The sequence below is a fragment of the Burkholderia sp. MSMB1588 genome (assembly GCF_001546925.1).
In the GTDB taxonomy this organism is placed as follows: domain Bacteria; phylum Pseudomonadota; class Gammaproteobacteria; order Burkholderiales; family Burkholderiaceae; genus Burkholderia; species Burkholderia humptydooensis.
The window spans coordinates 664,569-685,939 of record NZ_CM003770.1; the positions used below are offsets into that span (position 1 = coordinate 664,569).

Annotated in this window: 16 protein-coding genes and 1 pseudogene; 7 read left to right on the plus strand and 10 right to left on the minus strand. The window is 71.1% G+C overall.

What is annotated here, in order from left to right; genetic code table 11:
* Nucleotides 1-60: 60 nt before the first annotated feature.
* From WS92_RS02805 to WS92_RS02815, 3 genes are all read left to right on the plus strand, one after another.
* A complete protein-coding gene (locus tag WS92_RS02805; RefSeq protein ID WP_059934492.1) occupies nt 61-1,863 on the plus strand; it encodes a bifunctional aminoglycoside phosphotransferase/ATP-binding protein in 1,803 nt (600 codons plus the stop codon).
* 268 nt (nt 1,864-2,131) lie between these two features.
* Nucleotides 2,132-3,163, plus strand: coding sequence for an Acg family FMN-binding oxidoreductase (locus tag WS92_RS02810; protein ID WP_059934493.1), 1,032 nt, complete (start codon nt 2,132-2,134; stop codon nt 3,161-3,163).
* Nucleotides 3,160-5,007: a SulP family inorganic anion transporter gene (locus tag WS92_RS02815; protein WP_059934494.1), complete on the plus strand. Its 1,848-nt coding sequence runs from the start codon at nt 3,160-3,162 to the stop codon at nt 5,005-5,007. Before WS92_RS02810 ends, WS92_RS02815 begins: the two co-directional genes overlap by 4 nt.
* 238 nt (nt 5,008-5,245) lie before the next feature.
* On the opposite strand, the gene WS92_RS02820 is transcribed toward WS92_RS02815, so the two are convergent.
* A complete protein-coding gene (locus tag WS92_RS02820; RefSeq protein WP_006028287.1) occupies nt 5,246-5,695 on the minus strand; it encodes a CBS domain-containing protein in 450 nt (149 codons plus the stop codon).
* A gap of 305 nt (nt 5,696-6,000) precedes the next feature.
* On the opposite strand from WS92_RS02820, the gene WS92_RS02825 reads away from it, so the two are divergent.
* Nucleotides 6,001-6,654, plus strand: coding sequence for a nitroreductase family protein (locus WS92_RS02825; protein ID WP_015603266.1), 654 nt, complete (start codon nt 6,001-6,003; stop codon nt 6,652-6,654).
* A gap of 102 nt (nt 6,655-6,756) precedes the next feature.
* Here WS92_RS02825 and WS92_RS02830 read toward each other — a convergent pair whose 3' ends face one another.
* Nucleotides 6,757-7,191: an Hsp20/alpha crystallin family protein gene (locus WS92_RS02830; RefSeq protein WP_009916102.1), complete on the minus strand. Its 435-nt coding sequence runs from the start codon at nt 7,189-7,191 to the stop codon at nt 6,757-6,759.
* Nucleotides 7,192-8,088: 897 nt separating this feature from the next.
* On the opposite strand from WS92_RS02830, the pseudogene WS92_RS36285 reads away from it, so the two are divergent.
* Together WS92_RS36285 and WS92_RS36290 are read left to right on the plus strand one after the other, a co-directional pair.
* Nucleotides 8,089-8,541 (plus strand): annotated as a pseudogene (locus WS92_RS36285) (polysaccharide deacetylase family protein); the annotation flags it as partial.
* A gap of 165 nt (nt 8,542-8,706) precedes the next feature.
* Nucleotides 8,707-10,047 (plus strand): putative glycoside hydrolase, encoded by a 1,341-nt coding sequence (locus tag WS92_RS36290; protein WP_059934543.1) that lies wholly within the window; start codon nt 8,707-8,709, stop codon nt 10,045-10,047.
* A 117-nt stretch (nt 10,048-10,164) separates the two neighbouring features.
* Here WS92_RS36290 and WS92_RS02840 read toward each other — a convergent pair whose 3' ends face one another.
* From WS92_RS02840 to WS92_RS02870, 7 genes are all read right to left on the minus strand, one after another.
* Nucleotides 10,165-11,658 (minus strand): M81 family metallopeptidase, encoded by a 1,494-nt coding sequence (locus WS92_RS02840; RefSeq protein WP_059934495.1) that lies wholly within the window; start codon nt 11,656-11,658, stop codon nt 10,165-10,167.
* Entirely contained in the window at nt 11,655-12,995 is a 1,341-nt protein-coding gene (locus WS92_RS02845) for a Zn-dependent hydrolase (protein ID WP_059934496.1), read from the minus strand. The genes WS92_RS02840 and WS92_RS02845 overlap by 4 nt, the downstream gene beginning before the upstream one ends.
* Nucleotides 12,996-13,032: 37 nt before the next feature.
* Nucleotides 13,033-13,734 (minus strand): ABC transporter ATP-binding protein, encoded by a 702-nt coding sequence (locus WS92_RS02850; RefSeq protein ID WP_059934497.1) that lies wholly within the window; start codon nt 13,732-13,734, stop codon nt 13,033-13,035.
* Nucleotides 13,731-14,498 carry an ABC transporter ATP-binding protein gene (locus tag WS92_RS02855; RefSeq protein WP_006028294.1) on the minus strand — a complete coding sequence of 256 codons (768 nt, stop codon included), beginning with the start codon at nt 14,496-14,498 and terminating at the stop codon, nt 13,731-13,733. The genes WS92_RS02850 and WS92_RS02855 overlap by 4 nt, the downstream gene beginning before the upstream one ends.
* On the minus strand, nt 14,495-15,541 hold the full coding sequence (locus tag WS92_RS02860) for a branched-chain amino acid ABC transporter permease (RefSeq protein ID WP_059934498.1): 1,047 nt from the start codon (nt 15,539-15,541) through the stop codon (nt 14,495-14,497). Before WS92_RS02860 ends, WS92_RS02855 begins: the two co-directional genes overlap by 4 nt.
* Nucleotides 15,538-16,398 (minus strand): branched-chain amino acid ABC transporter permease, encoded by an 861-nt coding sequence (locus tag WS92_RS02865; protein WP_006028296.1) that lies wholly within the window; start codon nt 16,396-16,398, stop codon nt 15,538-15,540. Before WS92_RS02865 ends, WS92_RS02860 begins: the two co-directional genes overlap by 4 nt.
* A 65-nt stretch (nt 16,399-16,463) precedes the next feature.
* Nucleotides 16,464-17,672 carry an ABC transporter substrate-binding protein gene (locus WS92_RS02870; protein WP_009917034.1) on the minus strand — a complete coding sequence of 403 codons (1,209 nt, stop codon included), beginning with the start codon at nt 17,670-17,672 and terminating at the stop codon, nt 16,464-16,466.
* A gap of 208 nt (nt 17,673-17,880) precedes the next feature.
* Between WS92_RS02870 and WS92_RS02875 the strand changes: the two genes are divergently transcribed.
* Nucleotides 17,881-18,714: a FadR/GntR family transcriptional regulator gene (locus WS92_RS02875; RefSeq protein ID WP_015603167.1), complete on the plus strand. Its 834-nt coding sequence runs from the start codon at nt 17,881-17,883 to the stop codon at nt 18,712-18,714.
* A gap of 88 nt (nt 18,715-18,802) precedes the next feature.
* On the opposite strand, the gene WS92_RS02880 is transcribed toward WS92_RS02875, so the two are convergent.
* Nucleotides 18,803-21,349, minus strand: a complete 2,547-nt coding sequence (locus WS92_RS02880; RefSeq protein ID WP_059934499.1) for a penicillin-binding protein 1A — start codon at nt 21,347-21,349, stop codon at nt 18,803-18,805.
* Nucleotides 21,350-21,371 lie beyond the last annotated feature (22 nt).

Here is a 21,371-nt window from a genome sequence, read left to right on the forward strand (position 1 = left end):
CGCTCGGCGCGCGCGGGCGCTTGACCCACGTCAAGCCGACGCCCGGCGCAATCGGGTCGAATGACGACGGGCGCGATCGCGGCGCGGCGGTCTCCACACTGCGGCAGCCGCGCGGCAGGCAGCGCCCCATCCCGCGCGACCACGATCCCCGGAGGTGACGAGATGCGCCGTTCGCGCCAGCCGAAGCCCGCGAAATCCGCCGACTTGCCGAGCCGCGCACGCGGCGCCGCGCGCACGACCACCATCCGCGGCAACGGCCCGCGGCGGCGCGCCGTGCGCGAACGCGCGGCGCGCCGCCTGTCGCGCGAAATCGACGCGACGCTGCGCCGGGCGTCGACGTATCCGCATCCGGCCGGCCGCATCGTGCGCATCGAAACGCACATCTCCGTCGTCTATCTCGTCGGACGCTTCGCATACAAGCGCCTGAAGCCGTTCGACTTCGGCTTCGCGAACTTCGGCGACCTCACCGCGCGCCGCCGCGCGTGCGAAGCGGAGCTCACGCTGAACCGCCCGCTCGCCGCGCCAATCTATCTCGCGACCGGCCCGGTCGTGCGTCGCACGCGCGGCCTGCGCCTGTTCGGCGCGGGCGCCGCCGTCGATCACGTCGTCCGGATGCGCCGCTTCGACGAGCGGATGCTGTTCTCCCGGCTGCTCGCGCGCGGCGCGCTCGGCGCGGCGGACATCGACGCCGCCGCGACGCGCCTCGCCGCGTACCATCTGCACGCGCCGCGCGACGTCCCGCGGCGCGCGTACGGCAGCGCGCACGAGCTGCGCAAGCAGATCGACGACGTGTTCGCGCCGCTCGAACGCGCGCTCGGCGCGGCGTTGCCGGCGGCGCTGCGCGCGTGGTGCGGGCGGCGCTGCGACGAACTCGCCGTGCATCTCGACGCACGGCGAGCCGACGGCTACGTCCGCGCGTGCCACGGCGACCTGCATCTGAACAACGTCGTGAAACGCGGCCGGCACGCGCTGATGTTCGACTGCATCGATTTCGACGACGCGCTGCGCTGGATCGACGTGATCAACGATCTGTCTTTTCTGCTGATGGATCTGCGCGCGCACGATCGCGCCGATCTCGCGCACCGGCTGCTGAACCGCTGGCTCGACGAGACGGGCGATTTCGCGGGTCTCGCCGCGCTGCCGCTGTACGTCGCGTATCGCGCGCTCGTGCGGGCGCTCGTCGCGACGATGCGCGCGGGCGGCGGCGGCGCGGCGCGCGCCGAGCTCGCGCGCCAATACGTCGACGTCGCCGCGCACGCGGCCCGCGCGCGCCGCCCATGCCTGCTGCTGTGCCACGGCTATTCGGGTTCGGGCAAATCGGTCGCGAGCCGCGCGCTCGCCGACGTGTCCGGCGCGATCCGGCTGTCGAGCGACAGCGAGCGCAAGCGCGCGCGGCCGTTCGCGGCGGTCGACGCGCGGCCGCTTCCCGCGGCCGCGTACACGCCGCAGCAGATCGCCGCGCAATACGCGCGCCTGCGCGCGCTCGCGCGCGACGTGCTGCGCGCCGGCTACACGGCGCTCGTCGATGCGACGTTTCTCTCGCATGCGCGCCGCGCGCGTTTCGTCGCGCTCGCGCGCGAAACCGGCGTGCCCGTGTTCATTCTCGATTTCCATGCGAGCCGCGCATGCCTCGAACGACGCGTCGATGCGCGCGCCGCCGCGCAGAACGATCGCTCGGACGCGGGCGCGGCCGTGCTTGCGGCGCAACTCGCGACCGCCGATCCGCTCGACGCCGGCGAACGCGCGCGCGCGATCGGCTTCGATACCGACGTGCCGCTCGCGACGATCCGGTCGGCCGGATATTGGCGGGCGGTGCTCGACGTGCTCGACGCCGCAAGTGCGGACGCACCCGCAACGGGCTGACGCCTCAGCGCGCCGCGCCCGCGCGAACACATCGCGCCGCCGCCGCGCATCGCGTGCCCATCTGCCCGCACTGCAACGGCGAAGAGCGCTCCGCCCCGAACCGAATACCCGCTCGCCCCCCGCCCATTCGCCGTTGATCTGGGTCAAGCCCCGCGCGACAGCCGCTCCATAGACTGAAATCGACGCTGCGCAGCCCGCATCGCCCCCGAATCCCGGCGCGTCGTCCCCGCCCGCACGCGAACGCGCCTCCCGACAGGAGACCCGCAACATGGAAACATCCCCGCTCCAGACGACGCCGCACGAAGCCATCCCGTCATTCGATCCGTCGGCGAGCGTCGAGGACAAGCTGCGCCTCGCGATCCACTACGCGACACTCGCGCCGTCGAGCCACAACACGCAGCCGTGGCGCTTCATTCTCGGCGACGCGTCGGTGATGCTGTGCGCGGACCGGCTGCGCGCGCTGTCCGTCGTCGATCCGTACGATCGCGAGCTCCTCATCAGTTGCGGCGCGGCGCTCCTCAACCTGCGCGTCGCGCTGAGCCGCTTCGGTTTCGCGTACACGATCGACATGTTCCCGTCGACGTCGGACCCCGACGTGATCGCGCTCGTGCGGCTCGATCCGCACGGCTACCACGACGAGAGCCTCGTGCCGCTGTTCGATGCGATCGTCGAGCGCGTGACGACCCGCATGCCCTACGCGAACGAAGCGGTGCCGTGCGAAGTCCAGCGTGCGCTCGTCGCCGCCGGCGCGGCCGAGGGCGCGGAGATCGCCTGCGTCGACGCGCCCGACGCGCGCAACGAGATCGCCGAGCTGATCGCCGACGCCGACCGCCTGCAATTCGCCGATCCGCGCTTTCGCCGCGAGCTCGCGAACTGGGTGCATCCGCGCCGCCAGAACGACGGGATGCCCGCGTTCGCCGCCGGCGTGCCCGCGCTGCTCGACTTCGCGACGCCCGTCGTCGCGTCGGCGATCCGCACGTTCGATCTCGGCGGCGGCCTGGCGGCGATGCATCACAAGCTCGTCGACGGCTCGCCGCTCATCGTCGGCATCTCGACCGCGAGCGACGATCACGACGCCTGGGTCGCGGCCGGCCAGGCGCTCGAACGCGTGCTGCTCGTCGCGACGGCCGCCGGGCTCACCGCGTCGTATCTGAATCAGCCGATCGAGATCGCCGCGCTGCGCGAAAGGCTGCGCCCGCTGCTGCACGTCGACGCGCATCCGCAACTGCTGCTGCGCGTCGGACGCGGCCCGGTCGTCGCGCACGCGCCGCGGCGCCCGATGATGGACGTCGTGTCTTGATCGAGCGGGAACGCGCCGCGCGCGGGCGGGACGCCGCGCGGCGCGGTGGCGATGAAGGCAGCGGCGGCGGCGAAGCGTGGCGGCGCTGGCTGCCGGGCGTCGCGGCGCTGCGCGCGTACCGGCGCGCATGGCTCGCGCGGGATCTGTACGCGGGCGTCGCGCTGACCGCGGTGCTGGTGCCCGTCGGCATGAGCTACGCACAGGCGGCCGGCCTGCCTGTCATCGCCGGCCTGAACGCGTCGATCGCCGCGCTTCTCGGCTACGCGATCTTCGGGCCGAGCCGGATTCTCGTGCTCGGCCCCGACTCGGCGCTCGCCGCGCTGATCGCCGGCGCGATCGCGCCGCTCGCGCACGGCGACCCCGCGCACGCGGTCGCGCTCTCCGCCGCGCTCGCGCTGATGTCCGGCGGCTTCTGCGTGCTCGCCGGCCTGCTGAAGTTCGGCTTCGTCACCGATCTGCTGTCCAAGCCGATTCAGTACGGCTATCTGAACGGGCTCGCGCTGACGCTGGTCGCGAGCCAGCTCCCGGGCCTGCTCGGCGCCGCGCCGCCCAGCGGCACGTGCATCGACGCGGTCGCGAGCATCGCCGCGACCGTCGCGCAAGGCCGCATCGACTTCGTGTCGCTCGCGCTCGGCGGCGGCTGCCTCGTCGGCATCGTGCTGCTGCGGCGCGTCGCGCCCGCGTGGCCCGGCATGCTGATCGCGGTCGCCGCCGCGTCGGCCGCCGCCGCTTGGCTCGGCGCGGCGCCGGAAGCGGCCGGCGCGAATGCGCACGTCGCAAACGCGCATGTCGCAAACGCGCACGTCGCCTACGCGCACGTCGCCCTCGTCGGCTCGCTCGCCGGGACCCTGCCGCCGCTCGGCCTGCCGTCGATCTCGCTCGCCGACGCGAGCCGGCTCGTCGCCGGCGCGCTCGCGATCGCGATGGTGTCGGTCGCCGACATCAGCGTGCTGTCGCGCGTGTTCGCGCAGCACGACGGCAGCGAAGCCGATCGCAATCAGGAACTGATCGCGCTCGGCGCGGCGAACCTGCTCGCCGGCGTGCTGCGCGGCTGCGCGGTCAGCGGCAGCTCGTCGCGCACGCCCGTCGCGCTCGCGGCCGGCGCGCGCACGCAGTTGACAAGCGTCGTCGCGGCCGCCTGCATCGCGCTGCTGCTCGTCGCGCCGACGCTGCTCGCCCGCGTGCCGCTCCCGGCGCTCGCGGCCGTCGTCGTCTATGCGGCTTACGGGCTCGTCGACGTGCGCGCGATCGTCCGGCTCTACCGCGTGCGCCGCGGCGAATGCGCGGTGTCGGTGCTGTGCTTCGCGGGCGTCGTGCTGCTCGGCGTCGTGCCGGGCATCCTGCTCGCGGTCGGGCTGTCGCTGCTGTCGTTCGTCTGGCGCGCGTGGCACCCGTACGACGCGGTACTCGGCCACGTCGAGGGGATGCACGGCTATCACGACGTGTCGCGCCATCCGGATGCGCGGCGAATGCCGGGCCTCGTCGCGTTCCGCTGGGACGCGCCGCTGTTCCACGCGAACGCGGCGATCTTTCGCGATCACGTCCGCGACGCGATCGCCGAGGCCCGCGCGCCGGTGCGCTGCGTCGTGATTGCCGCCGAGCCGATCACCGACGTCGACGTCACCGCCGCCGACATGCTCGCGACGCTGCGCGACGAGCTCGCCGCGCGGCGGATCGCGCTGGTTTTCGCGGAAATGAAGGGGCCGGTGAAGGACCGGCTGCGCACGTACGGGCTCTTCGACAAGATCGGCGCCGACCACTTTTTCCCGACGGTGACGGACGCGATCGCGCACTTCGCGCAGATGCGCAAGGACGTGGCGACCGCGCGGCGGGCGCGGCGTTAGCGATGCTCCGGGTTCGAGCGGGCGAACGGGCGCGGCTCGAACGATCGAACGATCGCAATCGCTCGCAACGGCGGGCATCGCATGCGGGTGCGCCGCGCCGATGACGGTGCGTGCACGCATGCAATCGAATCGGCCACGCCGATAGCGTGAACCGCAATCAAAGCGACTGCGAAGCAGCGGCGACGCCGCCGCACGGCGCAGCGCGCTCTTGCTCTTGCCTTCGCCGCGCGCGCATCCGTCAATCCCGCGCCTTCTCCTCGAAGTGAACCTGGCGCCGCGAAATCGACGCGATCTCGTCGAACAGCCTCGCGGCGCTCGCCAGCAGGTCGTCGACGGACACCATCCCGACGAGCGCGCCGCCGGCGTTCACGACCGGCATCCGGCGCGCGCCCGTCAGCCGCATCCGCTGCGCGATCGTCCACAGGCTGTCGTGCTCGTGCACGACGACCGCCGGCGCGGACATGATCTCGCCGACGAACAGCGCGGCGGGATCGACTTCCTTCGCGATCAGCGACAGCACGATGTCGCGGTCGGTCAGCATGCCGACCGGCTCGTGCGCGCCCCCCACGTCGTCGACGACGATCAGGTCGCCGACATGGCGGTCGCGCATCAGGTGCGCGGCGTCGAGCACGGTGTCGGTGCGGCGGCACACGACGACGTCGCGGGTACAGATCTCGGCAGCGTTCACGATCGGCCTCCGTTCGTGAGCAGGGCGGGCGCAGCGTGCGCCGCTGGAACAGCGCACGCGACAAGGCGCGGCGAAGCGCAACGATACCGGACGACGATCCAGAACGAAGCGCCCGCGCGAGCGCGTCACCCAGCGTCGCATGCGCGCCCCTTCGCCATTTGATGCACGTCAACGCAAGCGGCCCGCGCGCGCCGGCGCGCGACGCTTGATCGGGATCAGACCGGCGCGCCGCGCGCTCGCTATCGTTGACGAATGCACGCGCTCGCGCGGGTGCGGCGCGCCATTCCACTGCCCAGGAGACGGACATGAGCGAACCCGAACTGCTGACCTATCAACCGATCGCCGTGGCATTGCCCGCGCCCGCCGAAGACGAGGCGCCGGCGATCATCGATCTGCCGCAGCCCGATCTCGGTGCGGGCCTGCCGCTGATGGCCGCGCTGTCGCTGCGGGCGAGCACGCGCGAGTTCTCGTCCGCGGCGCTCGCGCCGACGACGCTCGGCGAGCTGCTGTGGGCCGCCGACGGCGTCAACCGCCCGGCGACGGGCGGCCGCACCGCGCCGTCCGCGCATGCGTTCAACGAGATCGACATCTATGTCGCGCTGCCCGACGGCGTCTATCGCTACGATGCGGCGCTGCACCGGCTGCTGCTGAAACGCTCGATCGATGCGCGCAACCTGACCGGCTACCAGGATTTCGTCGGCGCGGCGCCGCTCGATCTCGTCTACGTCGTGCAGACGTCGCGGCTGCTGCCGATGCCGAAGCCGCTGCGCGAGACGTTCTCGGCGGTGGCGGCGGGCGCGATCGCGCAGAACGTCGCGCTGTATTGCGCGTCGATGGGGCTCGGCTGCGTCGTGCGCGGCTGGATCAACCACCGGCTGCTCGCCGACGCGCTCAGCCTGAACGAGGACGAATTGCCGATCCTCGCGCAAACGGTCGGCAAGCCCGTGGCGCGTGCGTGACGGCGCGGGGCCGCAAGCGGACGCCGGCGACCGACAGCGCGCGAGGCACGCGCGGCGCCCCGCTTCACGGCGCGCCGCCTGCGCGGCGGCGCACACGCGAATCTAGCCGATCGTCAGCTTCTTCTTTTCCGACGTCGCCTTCTTCGGCAGCGTCAGCGACAGCACGCCGTCCTGATACTGCGCGCTCGCCGTGTCTCGATCGAGGTCGCTCGCGAGCGAGAAGGTTCGCGCGAACTCGCCCGAATAGCGCTCGCGCCGAATCACGCGCTCGCCTTCCTTCAGCTCCTTGTTCCGCTCGACCTTCGCGGCGATCGACACGGTGTTGCCTTCGATCTGCACGTTGATGTCGTTCTTGTCGACGCCCGGCAGCTCGGCCTTGACGACGTAGGCCTGGTCGTTTTCGGTCACGTCGATCTTCATCGACGCGAGCTTCTCTTCTTCGACGTCGGCGAAGCCGCGCAGCGGACGGAACAAGCCCTGGAACAGATCGGACACGGGCTCAAGCGAAAACGGGTCGTAACGCGTCACATTGCTCATTGCTCTCTCCTGGAATTCGCGGCCGCGCACGATGCGCGGCCTACGCCACGGACGGCACCCGGCGCGCGCCGGATGCCCGTCAATCGGTGATGCCGGTCCGGCTCGATACCGGCTGTCTTCAGCGTAGCGACGCAGGCCGGCCGGGCATTGACGTGAGTCAATCGGCGGCGATCGGGCGGCGGGCGCGAGCCAGGGCCTGTTCACGCGCCCGAAGCAAACTCGCGCGCCCGCCGCCCGACGCCCGCGCTACTCGGCCGATTCGAGCAGGCCCGGCACCAGCGCGCGGCACACCGCATGCCTGCGCGAGCTCGCGTCGAGCCTGCCGGGCCGGACGGCGCGCGGCGGGCGTTCTTGACTACGATCAACCGCCGCCCGTCAAACCGTAGCAGCATGGTCGACGCAGGACCGATCCCAGCGGGCCGCTCCGCGCTCATCCGTTGCGGCCGGTGCAGCGACAGTCGCGCCGACGCCCGGCTCCGCAAAGGTGAAGCTTTACGGGAGCCGATGACTACCGGCTCCGCGCGGTGCGCGAGCGCGGCGGGCAACCATCGGCGGCGCGCGAAACCGGGGCGCGAATCGGCTTCGTCGCGTGGCCGCCCCGTGGCGGAAACCACACGCTCGCGCGCCGCGCACGAAGAAAACGCCCACCGCCCGCGCTATCGCGGCCGGTGGGCCCGAACACGTTTCGAACAACCGACGGAACTGCCCTTGCGACACTCACGCTCCTGGCTCACCCGATTCCGGCTCGCGGCGGCTGCCTGGTGTCTCGCATGGGCGGGCGTCGCGCCGCCCGCATTCGCCGGCGCGGATGCCCCCGCCACCGCGCCGCCCGCCGACGCGTCGCGCCCCGCGATCCTCGTCTACCACCGCTTCTCGACATCCGCGCCGCCCGATTCGATGACCGTGCGCGTCAGCACGTTCGACGCGCAGCTCGCGTTCCTGCGCGCACACGGCTATGCGATCGTGCCGCTGCGCGACGTCGTCGCGTGGGCGGCGTCGCCATCCGCATCGCTGCCGGAAAAAGCAGTCGCGATCACCGTCGACGACGGCCACCGCTCGGTGTACGAACTGCTGCGCCCGATCGTGCTGCGCGAGCGCTTGCCCGTCACGCTGTTCATCTATCCGTCCGCGATCTCGAACGCGTCGTATGCGATGACGTGGGACGAGCTGCGCGCGTTGCGCAATACCGGCCGCTTCGACATCGAATCGCATACGTGGTGGCATCCGAACTTCCGCACCGAGCGGCGACGCCTCGCACCCGACGCGTTCCGCCGCTTCGCCGCGACCCAGTTCGCGCACGCGCGCGCGCTGCTCGAGCGCGAAGTCGGCGGCCCGGTCGATCTGCTCGCATGGCCGTTCGGCATCTACGACGACGAGCTGACTTCGCTCGCCGCACAGGCGGGCTACGTTGCAGGCTTCACGCTCGACGCGCGCAAGGTCCGCCGCGGCGACGCGCCGCTCGCGCTGCCGCGCTTTCTGATCGTCGACAGTTGCACGCCAGCCGTGCTCGCGCGGATGCTCGGCGAGCGCGGCGACGCGCAGACCGGCGTCGCCTTCGCCGCTCGCGCAACGGCCAGCGTTCCGGCCGCCGGCGTCGCGACAGCCTCGATGCCGATGCCCGACACCCCGGCGCGCGCCGCTTCGTCCGCCGCTTCGTCCACTGCCCCGTCCGCCGCCATCCGCGGCAGCGTCGTCGACGCGCGGACCGGCAAGCCGATCGCCGCCGCGATCGTGACGATCGGCGGCCGCCCGATCCGCGCGGACGAGCGTGGCGCCTTCCCGGCCGACGCCGCGGCGGCCGGCATCGCCGTCCGCGCGCCCGGCTATCTGGCGACGCGCACGAGCGTCGAAGCCGGCCGGCCCGTCACCGTCGCGCTCGCGCCGTTCCGGCCGAAAGCCGTCTATCTGTCCGTGTTCGGGATCACGAGCAAGACGCTGCGCGAAGCCGCGGTCGATCTCAAGGGCGCGACCGCGATCAATGCGCTCGTCATCGACATGAAGGGCGACCGCGGCATCACGCCGTATCCGAGCACGGCGCGCCGCGCGTCGGGCGCGGCCGCGCAGACGCCGAACGCGCCCGTCGTGCGCGACTTCGCGGCGCTCGTCGCCGAGCTGCGCCGGCGCGGGCTGTATCTGATCGCGCGGATCGTCGTGTTCAAGGACGATCCGCTTGCCGCCGCGCATCCGGACTGGACGGTGCGCGATGCGAACGGCGACATCTGGCGCGATCGCGAAAAGCTGCGCTGGATCGATCCGTCGCTGCGCGAAGCGTGGGCACACAATCTCGATGTCGCCGAGGAAGCGGCGAAGCTCGGCTTCGATGAAATCCAGTTCGACTACGTGCGCTTTCCGGACGCGCGCGGGCTGCGCTTCAGCGTGCCGAACACGCGCGCGAACCGCACTGCGGCGATCGCCGGCTTCCTGCAGGCGGCGCGCGAGCGGCTCGCGCCGTACAACGTGTTCGTCGCCGCCGACATCTTCGGCTACGTCTGCTGGAACGAGGACGACACCGCAATCGGCCAGCAGATCGAGACGCTCGGCGGGCCGCTCGACTACATCTCGCCGATGCTCTATCCGTCCGGCTTCACGTGGGGATTGCCGGGCTGCACGCAGCCGACCGCCGATCCGGGGCAGATCGTGCGCCGCTCGCTCGCGGAGGCGCGCTTGCGGACCGGGCTGCCGGGCGTGCGGTTCCGGCCGTGGCTGCAGGCGTTCCGCGATTACGCGTTCGACCGCCGCGATTTCGCGGCGGCGCAGATCCGCGCACAGGTGGACGCCGCCGAGGCCGCCGGCACGGACGGCTGGATGCTGTGGAACGCGCGCAATCGCTACGATCCGCAGCAGTTGCCGAAGTAGCCGCGCGGTTGCGTGCGCGAGCGCGCGGCGCGATGCCTGCGGCAATGCCGACATCGGCATCGGCACCGCATTCGAAACCCCAATCGCCCCGGCACGGCCGCACGATCGCGGCCCCTTTCAAGCGTCGAATGCGCTCCACTCCGTTCGCGAATCGAGCGGAAACACCGGCCGCTCGACGCGCTCGAAATCGAACAGCGTGTAATCGGAGCCCGTCACGCCGCGGCTGTCGCATTCGACGAGCGCCGCCGCGATCGGCACGAACACCGGCCGGCAGTACATCCGCGATTTCAGCAGCAGAAAGCGCGCGCGCCGCGGATCGACGCCGACGCTCTCGAACACGCCGAGATCCCATGGCTCGTGCGTGCGCTCGGTGACGACGAGCGTCGCCGCGCCGGTGTCGAGCACGGCCGCCCGCCCCATGTACGCGCGCTGGCCGGTGTAGGTCGGCCCGCTGATCACGTATTCGCCGTCGGTGATCGCGCGCACGACGCCCGTCGCGCGAAACGGCGCGCGCGGCGCGGCTCCCGCGCGCGGCAGCTTGTTGCCGACGTCGATCGTCACGCGCGCGCCGACGCCCGCCGCGATCATCCGCGCCACCGCCTCGGGATCGCACAGCGGCCCGCTGACGAGGCCCGAAAGCCCTTGCGCGAGCGCCGCTTCGAGCAGGTCCATCGTGTCGCACGTGCCGCCCGACATGCAGTTGTCGCCGTGATCGAGCAGCAGCACCGGCCGGTCCGCGCCGTGCGCGAACCCGGCCGCGCGCGCGACCGATTCCGCGAGCGGCGGGCTGCGATAGACGAACTCGTCGCGCGCGTCCCAGATCTGCTGCGCGATGCGGGCGGCCACCGCGTCGGCGGCGGCCGCGTCGCCGTCGCCGACGACGACCACGCTGATGCACGGCGCCGGAATGTCCGCGAGCGAAAACCCGGCGAGCACCGACACCGCGAGCATCCCGTTCGCCTGCGCCGCGCGCGCGGCGTCGAGCGCGCGCCGCATCGCGCCATCGGCGGTCGCGCTGCGCAGCGTCGACGTCATCAGCGGCGGCCGCCGCCACGCGAGCACCGGCCGCGCGCGGCCGTGCACGCGGTCGAGCAGCAGCCGCGCCGCGTGCGCGCCCGTCTCGTACATGTCGACGTGCGGATAGGTCTTGAAGCTGACGATCACGTCCGCGTGATCGATCATCTTCTGCGTGACATTCGCATGCAGATCGAGCGCGACGGCGATCGGCGCGCGCGGCAGCGCGGCGCGCACGCGCGCGAGCAGATCGCCCTCGCCGTCCGCCGACTGCTCGGCGACCATCGCGCCGTGCAGATCGAGCATCACCGCGTCGCAGCCGGGCGCGGCGGCGACGATCGCATCGCAGATCGCGTCGTACGCATCGGCCGCGACAGGGCCGCTCGGGTTCGCGGCCGCCGACACCGGCGTCACGATCCGCGCGCCTTCGCGGTCGGCCGCGTCGATGAACGCGGCCATCGCGGTGCGCATGCCCCGGTTGTCGCGGTACGCGTGCTCGCCGTAGCTCGGGCCTTCCCGGCCGAACGCGGCAAGCGGCGTCGGCACCGGCGAGAACGTGTTCGTCTCGTGATTCATCCGCGCGATCAGGATCTTCATCGCGCGGCTCCGTCGGCGCCGCCCGCGACATCCTCGCCATCCATCGCATCCGCGACGCCCGCCGCGCTCAGCATCGCGTGCAGCAGCACGTTGCAGCCCGCTTCGAGATGCTCGGGGCGCGCGTCCTCGATTTCGTTGTGGCTGATGCCGTCCTTGCACGGCACGAAGATCATCGCGGCCGGCGCGACGCGCGCGAGGTACACGGCGTCGTGGCCCGCGCCGCTGATCACGTCCATCGACGACAGGCCGAGCGCGTCCGCGCCCGCGCGCACCGCGCCGACGAGCGCCGCGTCGAACGGCTGCGGCGCGAAATGGACCACCTGCTCGACGTCGACCGCGATGCCCGGCTGCGCGCCCGCTTGCGCGCAAGCCGCGCGCAGCGCCGCGTCCATCGCCAGCAGCGATGCGTCGTCGGCCGCGCGCAGATCGACGCTCAGCGTCACGCGCCCCGGAATCACGTTGCGCGAGTTCGGATGCACGTCGACCCAGCCGACCGTGCCGCGCCCGTGCGGCGCATGCGCGCGCGCGATCCGGTTCACCTCGGCGACCAGTTCGGCCGCGACAAGCAGCGCGTCGCGGCGCAGCGCCATCGGCGTCGGGCCCGCGTGCGCCTCCATGCCGCGCACGGTCACGTCGTACCAGCGCTGGCCGAGCGCGCCCCGCACGACGCCGATCGTCGTGTCGTGCGCCTCCAGCACCGGGCCCTGCTCAATGTGCGCCTCGAAGTACGCGCCGACGCGATGCGGCGCGGCGTACGCGTCGCGCGCGTCGCCCGCATAGCCGATCGCGCGCAGCGCGTCGCGCACCGATACGCCGTCGCGGTCGCGCTGCGCGAGCGCATGCTCGAGCGTGAACGCGCCCGCGAACACGCCCGAGCCCATCATCACCGGCACGAAGCGCGAGCCCTCCTCGTTCGTCCACACCGCGACCTCGAGCGGCGCGTTCGTGCGCACGCCCGCGTCGGCGAGCGTGCGCAGCACTTCGAGCCCGGCGAGCACGCCGTAGTTGCCGTCGAACTTGCCGCCCGTCGGCTGCGTGTCGATGTGGCTGCCCGTCGCCACGGGCGGCAGGTCGTCGCGCGCGCCCGCGCGCCGCGCGAAGATGTTGCCGATCGCGTCGACGCGCACCGTGCAGCCGATCTCCTTCGCCCATGCGACGAACAGATCGCGCGCCGCGCGGTCGAGCTCGGTGAGCGCGAGCCGGCACACGCCGCCCTTGGCCGTCGCGCCGATCCGCGCGAGCCGCATCAGGCTGTCCCACAGGCGCGCGCCGTTCGTGCGCAGGCCGGCGGGCGAAGGCGCGGCGCGCGCGCCGGATGTCGAATCCTGAACTTGCATCGATGCGTTTCCTTGCATGGAAAAGAAGGCGCGGCGCTCAGACGACGCCGACGCCGAGATAGCGATCCTTGATCGAATGATCGGCGGCGAACGACGCGTTGTCGCCCTCGTAGACGATCACGCCCTGCTCGATCACGTAATGCCGGTCGGCGAGCTGCGTGCAGACTTCGAGGTTCTGCTCGACGAGCAGGATCGCGACGCCCGCCGCCTTGATCTGCTTCAGTTGCGCGACGATCTCCTCGACGATCACGGGCGCGAGCCCTTCGACCGGCTCGTCGAGCATCAGCAGGCGCGGGCGGTTCATCAGCGCGCGGCCGATCGCGAGCATCTGCTGCTCGCCGCCCGACAGTTGCGCGCCGCCGTTCCTGCGGCGCTCCTTCAGCCGCGGAAAGATCCGGTAGACGTCGTCGAGCTGCCACGGCGAATCGCGGCGCGCGCCGAGCCGCAGGTTTTCCTCGACGCTCAGCAGGCGGAAGACGCCGCGATGCTCGGGCACGAAGCACACGCCGCGCGACGCGATCCGGTACGGCGCCGCGCCCGCGATCGGCGCGCCAACGAACGTCACCGCGCCGCCGCGCGCGGCGACGACGCCCGCGATCGTCTTCAGCGTCGTCGACTTGCCCGCGCCGTTGCGGCCGAGCAGCGTGACCGTCTCGCCTTCGCCCACCGCGAGCGATACGCCTTGCAGCACGTGGCTCTTGCCGTAGTACGCGTGAACGTCCTGCACGTCGAGCATCATGCGCGGCCTCCGGTGATCATGTTGCCGAGATACGCGGTGCGCACGCGCTCGTCGCCGCGAATGTCGCCCGGCCTGCCTTCGACGAGCACGCGCCCTTGCTGCATCACCGTGATCGTGTCCGAGATGTCCATCACGATGCCCATGTTGTGCTCGATCAGCACGACCGTGTAGTCGTCGCGCAGGCCGCGGATCAGCGCCTTCATGTCGTCGAGGTCGTCGATGCCCATGCCGGAGGTCGGCTCGTCGAGGAAGATCGCGCGCGGCCGCGCGGCGAGCGCCATGCCCACTTCGAGCCGGCGCTGCTGGCCGTGCGACAGCGCGCCCGCCGCCGTGCCCGCGAAGCGTTGCAGCGCGAGGCGCTCGAGCACGCCGTCGACCGTGTCGTCGTGCGCGAGCGCGCCGCGCGGCGGCTTCCATGCGTTCAGCGCGCGCCGCGCATCGACGCCCTGCGCGGCGACGCGCAGGTTCTCGCGCACGCTCAGGTTCTGGAACAGGCTCGTCACCTGGAACGAGCGCGCGATGCCGCGCCGCACGCGCCGGTGGTCAGGCTCCTGCGTGACGTCGCGCCCGTCGAACACGATCGAGCCCGCCGAGATCGGCACCGTGCCCGTCAGCACGTGAAAGAGCGTGGTCTTGCCGGCGCCGTTCGGGCCGATCACCGAATGGACCGTGCGCGGCGCGATCCGCAAATCGACGCCCGCGAGCGCGGTGAACTTGCCGTAGCGCTTGACGACGCCGCGCGCTTCGAGAATCGCGTCGCTCATCGCGCCTCCTGGTCGACGTGGGCGTCGGCCGCCGGCGGCGCGCGGCGCAGCGCGGCCGCGGCGCGCTCGCCGATCCCCCACAGCCCGCGCTGCATGAACAGGCTGACCGCGATCAGCGCGAGGCCGAGCAGCAGCAGCCAGCGCGGCCACAGCGTCGACAGCCAGTCGGCGAACAGCACGTAGAACGCCGCGCCGAGCACCGACGCGAACAGGTTGCCGGTGCCGCCGATCACCGTCATCACGAGGATCATCTCGCTCGTGTGATAGTCGCTGTTCGACAGCGGCGCGATGCCCGTCATCAGCGCGTGCAGCGCGCCCGCGAGCCCCGTGACCGCGCCCGAGATCACGAACGCGACAAGCTTGAAGCGCTTCACGTCATAGCCGGCGGCCGCGGCGCGCGCCTCGTTGTCGCGGATCGCGAGCAGCGTGCGTCCGAACACCGATTGCGACACGCGCGCCATCAGCCAGAACGCGGCGATGAACAGCGCGGCGACGAAGCCGTAGTACTGCCACGGCGAATCGAGCGGCACGAGCGTGCGGCCGAGCGCGCCGAGCGCCGGGCGCGGAATGTCGAGCAGGCCGTTGTCGCCGCCCGTGAGCTCGGGCGTCGTGTACGCGACGAAGTAGAACAGTTGCCCGAACGCGAGCGTCAGCATCACGAAATACGTGCCGCGCTGCCGGATCGAGAACCAGCCGACGAGTGCGGCCGCCGCCGCGCCGAGCGCGATCGCGGCAGCTAGCGCGACGGGCACCGAGGGCACGCCGCGCGTGAGCACGAGGCCCGCCGCGTAGCTGCCGAGCCCGAAGAAGACGCCCTGCCCGAACGACAAGAGGCCGGTGTAGCCGAGCAGCAGATTGCAGCCGAGCGCGGCGAGCGCGAACACGAGCACTTCGGTCGCGAGCGAGCCCGAGCGCAGCACGAGCGGCAGCGCGCAGACGACGGCCGCGGCGAGCAGCACATGGCGATGCAGCGCGCCGTCCGCGCGTTGCGCCGCACGCCGCGCGGGCGCGCCGCCCGGCAGCGAATTCGACGATTCGATCATGCGGCCCTCCCGAGCAGCCCGTTCGGGCGCAGCAGCAGCACGGCCGCCATCGCCACGTAGATCATCAGCCGCGCGCCTTCCGGCCACAGCGTGCTCATCACGCTCTGCACGATGCCGACGAGCAGCCCGCCGACGAGCGCCCCCGGAAAATTCCCCATCCCGCCGACCACGACGACGACGAACGCGACGCCAAGCGCCTCGATCCCCATGAACGGGTCGACGCCGCGAATCGGCGCGGCGAGCACGCCGGCGAGCGCGGCCGTCGCGGCGCCGAGCGCGAACACGAGACTGAACACGCGCGACACGTTGATGCCGAGCAGCGACACCATTTCCGACGATTCGCTGCCCGCGCGCACCGCACTGCCGAGCCGCGTGCCGTCGAGCACCCACCACAGCAGCGCGGCGAGCACGGCGGTGAAGCCGATCACGAAGAGCCGGTACTTCGGATAGACGAAGCCGCCCCAGATCACGACGCCGTTGAGCGCGTCGGGCACGGGCACGTTGTCGCCTAGCGGGCCCCATGCGAGGATCGCGCACTCCTGCAGCACGAGCGCGAGGCCGACCGTCGCGAGGATGTGGAATTCGTGCTGCTGCGCGTACACGTGCCGCAGCACGAGCTTCTCGACGATCCACGCGAACGCGCCGACCGCGAGCGGCACGGCGGCGAGCGCCACCCAGAAGCTCGCCGACCATTGCAGCGCCTGATAGCAGAAGTACGCGCCGAGCAGATAGAACGCGCCGTGCGCGAAGTTCACGAAGCGCAGGAGTCCGAACACGATCGACAGGCCGACCGCGAGCAGGAAATACAGCATCCCGACGCCGATCCCGTTGACGATCTGCAAGAGATAAACGTTCATGGCTTCAGTTCAGATCGAGTGGTGAACCGAGTGGTGAGCCGAGTGATGAGCCGAGGCGGCCGACGTCAGGCGAGCTTGCAGCCCGTCTTGTCGACGGGCAGGAACGACTGGCCGGAGCTGACGATGTCCGCGTAGTCGTCGGCGTTGCGCATCCGGCTCTTCGGCTTGCCCTTCAGCAGGTAGTAGTTCTTCAGCACCTGATGGTCACCCTTGCGGATTGCCTCGGCGCCCGTCAGGCCGTCATATTTCATCCCTTCGAGCGCGGCGATCACCTTCTTCGGATCGGCGCTGCCCGCCTTCACCATCCCGTCGAGCAGGATCTTCGAGCAGATGTACGAGCCCGCGAGGCTGTAGTTCGGATTCGCCTTGAACGCCGCGCTCGCGCGCTTGACGAGATCGCGGTTCAGCGGCGAATCGATCCCGTGCCAGTATTGCGCGCCGAAGTAGACGCCGTCGCAGAGGTCCGCGCCGAGCGCCTCGAACTGCTCGAGCCCCGACGCCCACGCCATCAGGATCGTGCAGTTGTTCTTCATCCCGAAGCTCACCGCCTGCCGCAGCGTATCCGACGATTGCGAGCCGAAGTTCAGGATCAGCAGCACGTCGGGCTTCGCGGCAACCGCGTTCGTCAGGTAGCCGCTGAATTCCTTCTCGGCAAGCGAGTGATAGCTGTTGCCGACGTGCTCGATCCCCTTCTCCTTGAAGATCGCCTTCGCGGCCGTGAGCAGCCCCTCGCCGAACACGTACTGCGGCGTGATCGTGTACCAGCGCTTCGCCTTCGGCAGCATGCCGATCAGCGGACGCACCGTCTGCTCGATCGCGCCGAAGGTCGGCACCGACCAGCGGAACGTCGCGGCGTTGCAGTCCTTGCCGGTGATCTCGTCGGCGCCCGCCGTCGTGATGAACACGCCGCCCGCCTTCTCGACCTCCTTGCCCATCGCGAGCGCTTCGGACGACAGAATGCCGCCCGCGAAGAAGCGCACGCCCTTTTGCTGCGCGATCTCCTGCACGCGGCGCACCGCGGTCGCGGGCGAGCCCGCGGTGTCGAGCGTCATGTACGACAGCGGCATGCCGAGCACCTTGCCGTATTGCTGGATCGCGAGCTTCATGCCGAGATCGGCGTACTTGCCGTTCGCGGCGAACGGGCCGGACATCGGCACCGGGCACGCAAGCTGGACGCCCGCGCCCTGCGCGAACGCGGCACGGGACGAAAGCGCGCCGAGCGCGCCCGGGACGGCCGACAGCGCGGCCAGTTTCAACAGTTCTCGGCGATTCAAGTTGACGCTCCTTGGGGGAAAGACACACGCGATGCGACCGACTGCCCGACCGCGCCGGCCATCTCTCGCGGATGCTGTGCCGGCCGTCGATCCTATTTATCATGATAAATAGGATTAACTTGATGCTAGGTATAATAAATTCGAGTGTCAATCGGGCAAAAATCGGGCAAAAAATCGGGCGCCGCCCTACACCTTGGGAGTGTCGAAGATGGTCATGGACCGAGCGAAAGCCGGCATCGCGGTCGAAATCAAGCAGCCGAAGCGCGCCGACCTCGTCGCCGAGGAGATCAAGCGGCTCATCACCGAGAAGGACCTGAAGCCGGGCGACCGGCTGCCGCGCGAGGCCGAGCTGCAGCAGCTCTACTCGGTGAGCAAGAGCACGATCCGCGAGGCGCTGAAGTCGCTCGAAGTGCAGGGGCTCATCAAGGTCACGACGGGGCCGAGCGGCGGCGGGATGGTCGTCGAGGTGCCGCTCGACCGCACGCTGCAATTGCTGCAGAACTATCTGTTCTTCAAGGACGTGTCGATCGACGACATCTACACCGCGCGCCGGCTGCTGGAGCCCGAGCTCGCGGCGGGCGCGGTGCCGCATCTGAGCGAGCGGGATTTCGCGGCGCTCGAAGCGAACATCGCGTGCTGCGACGGCTCGTCGGGGCCGCACGATCGCGGCCACGTCGTGCGGCAGCGGCAGGAGGACATGACGTTCCACGACATCCTCGCGGCCGCGAATCCGAACCCGTTCCTGCGCTTCATCTGCGAGCTGATCAACGAGATGATCCGGCAGTTGATCGAATTCCGGAACGACACGCCGCTCGCCGAGCACCGCCGCTTCGGCGACGCGAACGTGAAGATCCATCGCGCGATCCTCGAAGCGGCGCGCGGACGCGACGCCGAGCGCGTGCGCGCGCTGATGGTCGAGCACATGACCGAGGCGCCGAAGCATGTGAAGCGGATGAAGGGCCGGCTGCGCGGCCGGCTGATTCTCGATTCGGAGATCCGCAAGCGGCCGCGCGCGGTCGCGGCGCTCGTCGAGAAAGACTAGAAGGGTCTGTTTCCATACGGAACGCACATGCGTTGCCACGAGAACGGCCGCTCGCGCGCCGCGCGCGAACCGCCGCCGCCAACCTGCGCTAGTTGCCGCCGCCCGCGCCGGTTGCGGCCGACGCATCGGGCGTCGGCGTCGGCGACATCGGCGCGTTGTCGTTCGGCAAGCCGCTGTCCGGCCGCGGCGCGGCGGGCGGCGTCGACGGCAACAGCGGCGGCACCGCCGGCGCAGGCGCGGACGCGCCGCCCGGCGCAAACGGCATGCCGCCCGTGGGCGAAGCAGCCGAAGCAGCCGAAGCAGCCGAAGCAGCCGAAGCGGCCGAAGCGGCCGCCTCGGATGCGGCGCGCGCCGCCGCCTCCGACGCCGCCTCGACCTCGGAAGCCGGCATCACCTCCTCGACCGGCGCGCGCGGCGCCTTCGGCGGCGCGGCCTTCTGCTGCGGCTCGGGCTTCTCGAACAGGTAGCGATACCAGTCGCCGAGCCGGTTGCGGAACGTATCGAGCGCGCTCGGCGGCGCCTCGGTCGCGAAGCGCTCGCGCGTGTCGACGAGCCGCGCGCGTATCGCCCGTTGATAGAAGTCGCCGACGATCGGCAGCGCGCTCCTCGCGCCTTGCCCCCAGTCGCTGCCGAGCGTCACGCGGCCGTCGTCGAAGCCGACCCACGCGCCCGCGACAAGCGCCGGCTGCATCAGGATGAACCAGCCGTCGGTGTCGCCCTGCGTCGTGCCGGTCTTGCCTGCGATGTCCGCGCGAATCCCGTAGCGCGAGCGGATCGCCGCGCCGGTGCCGCGCTCGACGACGCCGCGCATCACGTCGATCAGCGTGCGCGCCGCCGGCGCGCCGAGCGCGCGCTCGGGCGACGCGCTCGCGAACTCCGCGAGCGCGTCGCCGTTGCGATCCTCGATGCGCGTGACCATCCGCGGCTCGACGTATTCGCCGACGTTCGCGATCGTCGCGTACGCGGACACCATCTCCTTCAACGTCACGGGGCTCGTGCCGAGCGCGAGCGACGGCACCGCTTCGAGCGCGCTGTCGCGCACGCCCATCGCGCGCGCGAGCCGCGCCACCTTCTGCGGGCCGACCTTCATCATCAGTTGCGCGGTGATCCGGTTGCGCGAATACGCGATCGCGTCGCGCAGCGTCATCGGCTTGCCCGTGGGCGGCGCGTCGTCGTCGGGCCGCCAGATCTCGCCGCCCGCGAGCGCAATCTCGACCGGCTGATCGACGAACGTATCGTCGGGCGTCGCGCCCGCCGCGAACGCCGCGCCATAGACGAACGGCTTGAACGTCGAGCCCGGCTGCCGGCGCGCCTGCAGCACGTGATCGAACGGCTCGGTCGTGAAGTCGCGGCTGCCGACCCACGCCTTGATCTGCCCGTTGCGCGGATCGATCGCGAGAAAGCCCGCCTGCACGTCGGCCTTCGCCTTGCAGAGCGCGCGCGCGAAGCCGCGATCGGCGAGCAGGCGCTTGAGCGCGGCGTCCTCGGTCGCGCCGCCGTCGAGCGCCACGCGGAACTCCGGCGTCTCGCGCACGAACGCGCGGAACAGCGGATTGCCGGGCGCGCAGCCGCTGCCGGCGTTCCACATTCCGTTCGCGATCCCTTGCAACTGGTTCGTCTGCCGCGCGAGCGCCTGCGTCGCATACGCCTGCAGCCGCGAATCGATCGTCGTGCGCACGACGAGGCCGTCCGAATAGATGTTGTAGTCGTTGCGGTCGGCCCACGCGATCAACCATTTGCGCAGTTGCTGCGCGAAATGCGGCGCGGGGCCTGGCGGCTCCTTCTGCCGCTCGAAATCGATGCGCAGCGGCTTCTTCTGCAGCGCCGCGTAGGCGGCCGGCGAGAGCTTGCCGTACTTCACCATCTGCGCGAGCACCGTGTTGCGTCGCGCGAGCGCGCGCTCGGGGTTCAGCACCGGGTTGTAGTAGCTGTTGCCCTTCAGCATGCCGACGAGCGTCGCGGCGTCGAGCGCGTCGAGCTGATCGGCCGATTTGTCGAAGTACGTGCGCGCCGCCATCTCGACGCCGTAAGCGTTGTAGAGGAACGGCACCGTGTTCAGATACGTCTCGAGAATCTGCGCCTTGCTGTAGACCGCCTCGATCTTCAGCGCGGTGATCGCTTCCTTCAGCTTGCGCGTGAGCGTGGGCGCGCGGCCGATCTCGTCCGGATACAGGTTGCGCGCGAGCTGCTGCGTGATCGTCGAGCCGCCCTGCCGGTCGCCCGAGAACGTGCGCAGCGCGGCGCCCGCGGTGCGGCGCCAGTCGAGCCCGTGGTGCTCGTAGAAGCGATGGTCCTCGGTCGAAATCAGCGCGTCGACCATCTTCGGCGAGATGTCGGCGAGCGGCACCCATTCGCGGTTCGACGGCTTGAACTCGGCGAGCAGCTTGCCATCGGCGGACATGATCTGCGCGGGCGCGTCGACGCGCGCCTTGCGGATGTCGCCGATGCTCGGCGTGAACGGGATCAGCGCGAGCACGTAGAGCACGCACAGCGCGGGGACCGCGGCGGCGGCGAGCAGCACGCCGCGTCGCGTCGGATGGCGCATGCGGCGGAGGACGGCGGCGGCGTGCGGCTTCGCGGCGGCGAGCCGGGCCGCGCAACGGTCGAGGAAGGACGACACGATTCGGCGATTCACGCGGTGATGCGAATGGGTGGGA

Bases quoted from the DNA above. Each gene is read 5' to 3' on its own strand.
- WS92_RS02850 (WP_059934497.1), bottom strand. From the start codon at position 13,734: ATGATGCTCGACGTGCAGGACGTTCACGCGTACTACGGCAAGAGCCAC.
- WS92_RS02875 (WP_015603167.1), top strand. From the start codon at position 17,881: ATGGTCATGGACCGAGCGAAAGCCGGCATCGCGGTCGAAATCAAGCAG.
- WS92_RS02860 (WP_059934498.1), bottom strand. From the start codon at position 15,541: ATGATCGAATCGTCGAATTCGCTGCCGGGCGGCGCGCCCGCGCGGCGT.
- WS92_RS02805 (WP_059934492.1), top strand. From the start codon at position 61: ATGACGACGGGCGCGATCGCGGCGCGGCGGTCTCCACACTGCGGCAGC.
- WS92_RS36290 (WP_059934543.1), top strand. From the start codon at position 8,707: ATGCTCGGCGAGCGCGGCGACGCGCAGACCGGCGTCGCCTTCGCCGCT.
- WS92_RS02865 (WP_006028296.1), bottom strand. From the start codon at position 16,398: ATGAACGTTTATCTCTTGCAGATCGTCAACGGGATCGGCGTCGGGATG.
- WS92_RS02845 (WP_059934496.1), bottom strand. From the start codon at position 12,995: ATGCAAGTTCAGGATTCGACATCCGGCGCGCGCGCCGCGCCTTCGCCC.
- WS92_RS02830 (WP_009916102.1), bottom strand. From the start codon at position 7,191: ATGAGCAATGTGACGCGTTACGACCCGTTTTCGCTTGAGCCCGTGTCC.
- WS92_RS02840 (WP_059934495.1), bottom strand. From the start codon at position 11,658: ATGAAGATCCTGATCGCGCGGATGAATCACGAGACGAACACGTTCTCG.
- WS92_RS02825 (WP_015603266.1), top strand. From the start codon at position 6,001: ATGAGCGAACCCGAACTGCTGACCTATCAACCGATCGCCGTGGCATTG.
- WS92_RS02810 (WP_059934493.1), top strand. From the start codon at position 2,132: ATGGAAACATCCCCGCTCCAGACGACGCCGCACGAAGCCATCCCGTCA.
- WS92_RS02855 (WP_006028294.1), bottom strand. From the start codon at position 14,498: ATGAGCGACGCGATTCTCGAAGCGCGCGGCGTCGTCAAGCGCTACGGC.